We start from the raw sequence: 5,971 nt of genomic DNA on the forward strand, positions 1-5,971 counted from the left end.
CTAACAATCCGTTATCACCGCCTCGAGGCATTTGACGCCCCGAATGCTGCCACTCGAGCCGCTTGAATCCCGACCATCAGCATTCCCTCGTTGACCGGACGTTAACGTGACAACACCCGCGTACGTCCTGATTCATAAACATCTCCTTTGTCCCCGACTGCGAGGTTAAAGGAAATGTCCCGCGAGTAACGGCATATCTACAGGCGAGTCATTCTGCTCGCCAGATATGCACCCAAGCCACAACGGAAATGGCTAACCAGACACCCGTGCGCAAGGTCATCGCGCCGAGGGTGCGCATCTCATAGGCATTGCCTTGCAGCACATGAGCGCCGAAGGCCAGAAAAACCAGAACGGTGGCAACCAGAATACCTGTTGATATCCAGGCCGCTGACCGGTGCCGAAGAAACAGTCCAATGCCGGCCACGACATAGGCGAATCCTGCCAGAAAGTTGAACCACAGCACGAAGGGCACTGCATTACCAACGGCTGCGCGTGCTTCATCGCCACCAAACAAGGCCCGTCCGCCTGAGAAAACAGTCAACGCGCCGAACACTATTGCCACGCTCGCCGCTATGTTCAGGGCGCGGTTGCCAGTGGTTGCATTTTTCATGTCGCGCCCCCTTCCGTTCCATCAAGTCGGCCGTCGCGTAAGTGGAACAGCTTGTCGAACCGGTCGTAAATCTTTTCATCATGCGTCACCGCGATGATGCAGGCGTCTTGCTCAGCTGCGAGCTTGCGCATCAGGTCCATCACGATCCCGGCCCTCTGGCTGTCAAGCGCCGCAGTTGGTTCATCTGCCAGAATGATGCGCGGGCTGTTGGCAAGGGCGCGTGCGATGGCCACACGCTGCGCCTCACCTCCGGACAGAAGCGCGGGCATCGCATCCCTGCGGTGACCGACCTCCAGATAGTCCAGCAGTTCGACAGCGCGCCTTTGCGCCTCGACCGTCGACTTTCCAGCCAGTTTCAGCACCAGAGCAACGTTATCCTTGGCATCGAGAAATGGCAGAAGATTATGGAACTGAAAGATAAACCCGATCTTGTCGAGCCGTAGCCTACGCAAATCGTTTCGCAGCCATTGCTTGTCGTAAACCGCCTCATTGTCCAGCGTAACCTTCCCCGTACTCGGAGCAATGATGCAGCCAATGACATTCAGAAGCGTCGTTTTACCCGATCCAGACGGGCCGAGTAGTGCCACCACTTCGCCCGCCTCGACTGACAGATCAACACCCTTCAGTGCATCGACACGTGCACCGCCCTCGCCAAAGTGCTTTGAGACATTGGTAACATCTACAATCACGCGGCGCGGATCATTGAGCATGACGTCACCCTCCGATTGCCGTGGCCGGATCGACCTTGAGTGCTGCACGAACGCCAAGGCCGCTGGCGACGATGCAGACAATGAGGATGATCCCTGCCAGCGCGATGGCGTTGATCGGCTCTAACACAACCCGGCGGGGGAAGTAGTCTTTGACAAGCAGGATAAGGATCAGACCGAAACTCCAGCCGACCGCACCAAGTGCAATGGATTGCTGCACGATCAGCCCGATGATCGTGCGGTCGGGGGCGCCGATCAGTTTGAGTGTGGCGATCTGCTTTAGCTTTTCCATGGTCATCGTGTAGATAATCAATGCGATCACAACGGCTGAAACGGACAATAAGATGCCCAGAAACAAACCTATCTGCCGCTTTGCCCGATCCACCACAGACAATAGCAGAATAGACTCCTGATCGGCTTGTGTCAGGGCCCCAAGATGTTTCCATTGGCGCACCGACTGCGCCACTGCTTGCGGGTCTGCAAGCGGTTCAAGCCGTGCGATCACAGCCGCAACGCTGTCCTGACTTTCGAGCAACCCCGCGCCTCGTGCCTCCTGGACGCGTTGAGCCGACGGGGCCAGTTGCGTCTGTAGCACTTGCGCATCGCGCAAGGTGATAAACGCCGCCGGATCACCGGCGGAATTCATCGTATCCTCGACCAACCCGACCACAGTGAAAGGATCGCGGCCCAGTCGGATCACATCGCCGACGGACAGTCCGGATTTGGCATCTGCCACGATCTCGAAATGGGACTGGCTGATCCCACGCCCTACCGAGATTGCTTCGGGTCCACCGGGGTGACCTGGCTCGTATCCGATCACGTACAGGCGTAGCGTTTCGCCGCGAAAGGGCGCTTCGACGGTCTGGTATGTGATGCTGCCCGCTTCGGCCACACCATGCAATCGCCCCACAGCATCACGGGTGCCGTCGGGAATTTTCGAGGCTTCTGCAAACGGTCCGCGTGTACCAGATTCAACAATCCAAAGATCAGCTTGCGGTGCTTTGACGATGTTCAGCGCGTCCGCAACCAGCCCATTGTAAATACCAATCATTGCCAGCACGACCGCCATCAGAAGGCTGAGGCCGAGGCAAGTCAGCATGAAGCGGAACAGATTGTGACGCACATCGCGGTAGGCGAGGTTCATGGCGCATCCCTCTCGACGACCCGAACCATGCGCCCCTCAGACAGCCCCTTAACGGGTGCCAAGATGACCTGCGAGCCGTCGGGAATACTACCGACCAGTTCGACCCGCGCATCCTCGGTCCGGTGACCGAAGACTGCCGACACCTGATGCGCACGCCCATCCCGCGCGACCCATATAAGACCTTCATGCCCGTCAAAACCGGTTATTGCGATCTCGGGAACCAACATCGCATCGACCAGCTCTGTCACTGTGATCCAAACTTCGGCCTGTTCGCCAAGAAAAACCTGTTCCGGGCACCGATTGCATGCAATCCAGACCCGGCGTTCTTCGTTCACCCGGTCACTTTCTATACCGATCCGCGCGATCTTGCCTGTGAAGACCTTATGCGGCAAAGACCGCAACCTCACTTCGGCAACTTGTCCGAGTTGCAGGGGCCCGGCCCTCGCTTCATCAATGTAGGTCAAAGCCCAAACAGTGTTCGGGTCCAAAAGGGTAAAGATTGGTTCACCAGCGACAACAACAGTACCTGCTTCGACGTGGCGCTCAACAACGACCGCGTCAAATGGCGCCCGCAACACATGATGATCAAGCAGCACACGCTCGTATTGCAGGGCTGCCTTGGCGTCACTGTGCATGGATTTGGCAACCTCAACATCACTTTCTGCTACGGCCAGATCAGCGGCTGCAACATCGACATCCCGCTGGGCTTCTTCTGCAGCCTGAGTCGAGACGGCATTGCGCCCGGCAAGTTCCTGCTGGCGCGCATTTGTCGACTGCCGTTGCGCAAGAATGGCACGCGCGCGGATCACATTTGCCTCAGCCTTGCCCAAAGTGGCCTCTGCGGCGGCAATCCCGGCTTTGGCGCGCGCGACTTTTGCTTGTTGTTCCGTCGGATGAAGCCGGGCAAGGACTTGCCCCGCTTTGATCGTATCACCACTGTCGACCGAAAGTTCTGTCAGCGTGGCACCAACTTCAAATCCGACATCTGAGACGATCCGGGCCTCGACCGTCCCCAGCCCATAAACACGAACAGGGACATTCTTTTCAATTGCGGCAGTGGAAACATTAACCGGGCGCTCTGTAAGGACAAGCCAGCCAAAGACGGCGAGGCCGACAGCAAGGGTAACACCGAAGATGATACGGCGGTTCATGGCGAAACCCCTGTACTTGCTATTCGGAATAGCCGCATCTGAGCGTCGAGCAATCGGTGCCCTTCGGATTCCAATGCGAAACCGCGTTTCCCTAGAGTCCAGCGGATCGCCAACCCTTGTACCAGTGAGATCAACAGTAGCGCTCCGTCTTCAGGCGGCAGGTTTGTGTCGAACAGGCCCGCTTTCTGTCCGTTGGTCAGCTCGATGGACAGCAATGCGACCAATTCAGTCATCAGCGTAAGAACAGCTTGCCGGAGATCGTCGTTTTCTACCTGTAGCTCGCGCGAGAAAAGAATAGACGGGATGGCCGGCATAGTCTCGATCTGGTGCAATTGAGCCAAAATCAGCGCTTTGATCCGCTCTGCCGGATCGGCAGATGTCCTAAGCGCGTCACCCCACGCGGTTCGGAGGCGTTCAGAAATCTCGTTAGCTACCGCCAACCATAAATCCTGTTTGGTCGCGAAGTGCCGGAAGATTGCGGGCTGCGTCAGCCCGACTGCATCAGCAACCGACTGTGTGGTCAGGCGATCAGGGCCCAACTCGTCCGCGAGGCGCAGCATGGCTTGTACGATCTCGGTCTTGCGTTCATCTGCGGGCTTGCGGGCGGGCATTCGAAACCATTATGTTAGTGAGTAATAACTAACTTATTAAGACGAGATACACTTGACGTCAAGCGCATCTGGATTTGATTACGTTATCAGGGTCGGAAGGGGGTATATGGCACCTTTTGGTAGCGAGAAGATCGACAGGTAAACGGTGGGCAGCACCCGATAACTGCGCGACACCTATAGTCAAACTTTGGGAATAACACGACATCAAGCCGCTTGAGCTCGTCGCTGACTTCAAACGCAACGCAGTCTCCTGTGAGGTTATTTCGCGTCAACGCCGCGTGTCATTTGGAAGGGCATGCCGGATTGCCGGAAAAGGCTTTGACCAAACAGATCGACGCAACCTACCTGAAGGCACATCGGACAGCGATCAGTTTGGGCGTAACAACTGGGGGCGTAGACGCCTGATTGATCGGACCAAGGGTGTCATGAACACAAAGCTGCACGCCGTCTGCGACAGTCAGGGGCGTCCGATCAACCTGTTCGCCACCGCTGGAAAGGTCAGCGCTTACATCGGGGCGAGGGCATTGCTAAGGACTCTACCAAATGTCGAGTGGCTTTCGGAAACCGATGCTATGATGCAGACTGGTTCAGAGAAGCTTTAAAATACTGCAGACTGTAACGCGTTTCATGGGGCTTTTCGTCTCAATAGGTTTGTTCGGCGGCGCTTTTAACAAAAGCGCCACCAAATCTTAGCTTACACCGACCTATTTCTTGAGATTGGTCCAGATCTGGTCATAGACAGCCTGAGTTTCCTCGTCGCAGACTTCGAGGAACACGCCTTGTCCCGCGCCCGCATGAGGGTTCTTTTCAGGCTGCGCTGCCAGTTCCGGATCAAGGAACTCGGTCACCCCATTAACGCCCGCGTTATACTGCGCATAGTTGGTCACTGCGGCAATGTTTTCCGGTTCCAGAAGGAAGTCCATGAATTTCAGGGCATTATCGCGGTTCGGCGCATCTTTCAGCAGAACAACATTGTCCATCCACGCCACGTAGCCCTGAGTAGGGAAGGCATATTCGACGTTGGCACCTTCTTCCCGAGCCTTTGCGGAAAAGCCGTCATAGATCTGACCGACTGCCGCATCACCGGACACCAGCACCTCTTTGGCGGTATCCGAGTTGAACGACACCCAGTGCTGTTTGGCGTTCTGAAGCATATCGTTCAGTGCCTTCAGTTGCTCACGATCGTTCGAACACTGCGGGATACCCAGGTGCAGCGAGGCCATGGCCATCACGTCACCTTGGCTGTCCAGCATGTTGATCTTGCCTGACAGTTCGGCGGGTGGGTTGAACAGGATGTCCGTAGTCTGAATGTCGCCACTGTATACATCGCGGTTCACCGCAAACGAGGTCGAGCCCCACTGATACGGGATCGAATGGGTGCGGCCCGGATCAAAACTTGGGTCGGCCCATTCGGCCGAGATGTTGCCCTTGTTGACCAACTCGCCCTCGGCGATGGTATCCAGCAGCCCTTCGCCAGCCATGATTTTGACCATGTAATCGCCGGGAACAGCCACGTCATAGGTGCCGATGCCGCCTGCTTTCAACGTGGCCAGCATCGCTTCGTTCGAGTCGTAGGTGTCCATTGTCACGGCGATACCGGTTTGCTCGGTGAACTTGTCCAGCAGTTCCTGCGGTACGTATTCGAACCAGTGATAGACTGGACCTGTCCCGTTTTTGTGCCGCCCCAAGTGCTCGTTTAAGCCACTTTCCTTTCGAATGCGACAGGGCTTTTCCAGCCCAATGCTGAG

At 56.5% G+C, this 5,971-nt stretch carries 6 protein-coding genes and 1 pseudogene; 1 reads left to right on the forward strand and 6 read right to left on the reverse strand.

What is annotated here, in order from left to right; translation table 11 throughout:
- Positions 1-208: 208 nt before the first annotated feature.
- The 5 genes from ACR0M9_RS20855 to ACR0M9_RS20875 are packed head-to-tail and all read right to left on the reverse strand — an operon-like array spanning position 209 to position 4,223.
- Positions 209-610 carry a hypothetical protein gene (locus ACR0M9_RS20855; RefSeq protein WP_480484951.1) on the reverse strand — a complete coding sequence of 134 codons (402 nt, stop codon included), beginning with the start codon at positions 608-610 and terminating at the stop codon, positions 209-211.
- A complete protein-coding gene (locus ACR0M9_RS20860; protein ID WP_480484950.1) occupies positions 607-1,320 on the reverse strand; it encodes an ABC transporter ATP-binding protein in 714 nt (237 codons plus the stop codon). The genes ACR0M9_RS20855 and ACR0M9_RS20860 overlap by 4 nt, the downstream gene beginning before the upstream one ends.
- 4 nt (positions 1,321-1,324) lie before the next feature.
- Positions 1,325-2,461: an ABC transporter permease gene (locus ACR0M9_RS20865; RefSeq protein ID WP_480774579.1), complete on the reverse strand. Its 1,137-nt coding sequence runs from the start codon at positions 2,459-2,461 to the stop codon at positions 1,325-1,327.
- Entirely contained in the window at positions 2,458-3,612 is a 1,155-nt protein-coding gene (locus ACR0M9_RS20870; RefSeq protein ID WP_480774580.1) for an efflux RND transporter periplasmic adaptor subunit, read from the reverse strand. The genes ACR0M9_RS20865 and ACR0M9_RS20870 overlap by 4 nt, the downstream gene beginning before the upstream one ends.
- Complete coding sequence (locus ACR0M9_RS20875; RefSeq protein WP_480540084.1) at positions 3,609-4,223, reverse strand: TetR/AcrR family transcriptional regulator; 615 nt, start codon at positions 4,221-4,223, stop codon at positions 3,609-3,611. Before ACR0M9_RS20875 ends, ACR0M9_RS20870 begins: the two co-directional genes overlap by 4 nt.
- Before the next feature lie 321 nt (positions 4,224-4,544).
- On the opposite strand from ACR0M9_RS20875, the pseudogene ACR0M9_RS20880 reads away from it, so the two are divergent.
- Positions 4,545-4,827, forward strand: a pseudogene (locus ACR0M9_RS20880) (transposase); the annotation flags it as partial.
- Positions 4,828-4,927: 100 nt separating this feature from the next.
- On the opposite strand, the gene ACR0M9_RS20885 reads toward ACR0M9_RS20880, so the two are convergent.
- Positions 4,928-5,941: an extracellular solute-binding protein gene (locus tag ACR0M9_RS20885; RefSeq protein ID WP_480774581.1), complete on the reverse strand. Its 1,014-nt coding sequence runs from the start codon at positions 5,939-5,941 to the stop codon at positions 4,928-4,930.
- Between the last annotated feature and the right edge of the window lie 30 nt (positions 5,942-5,971).

The organism is Ruegeria sp. CH2 (assembly GCF_056537065.1).

Excerpts from the sequence above, each read along its gene's own strand:
- ACR0M9_RS20855 (WP_480484951.1), bottom strand. The coding sequence starts at position 610 with ATGAAAAATGCAACCACTGGCAACCGCGCCCTGAACATAGCGGCGAGC.
- ACR0M9_RS20860 (WP_480484950.1), bottom strand. The coding sequence starts at position 1,320 with ATGCTCAATGATCCGCGCCGCGTGATTGTAGATGTTACCAATGTCTCA.
- ACR0M9_RS20865 (WP_480774579.1), bottom strand. The coding sequence starts at position 2,461 with ATGAACCTCGCCTACCGCGATGTGCGTCACAATCTGTTCCGCTTCATG.
- ACR0M9_RS20870 (WP_480774580.1), bottom strand. The coding sequence starts at position 3,612 with ATGAACCGCCGTATCATCTTCGGTGTTACCCTTGCTGTCGGCCTCGCC.
- ACR0M9_RS20875 (WP_480540084.1), bottom strand. The coding sequence starts at position 4,223 with ATGCCCGCCCGCAAGCCCGCAGATGAACGCAAGACCGAGATCGTACAA.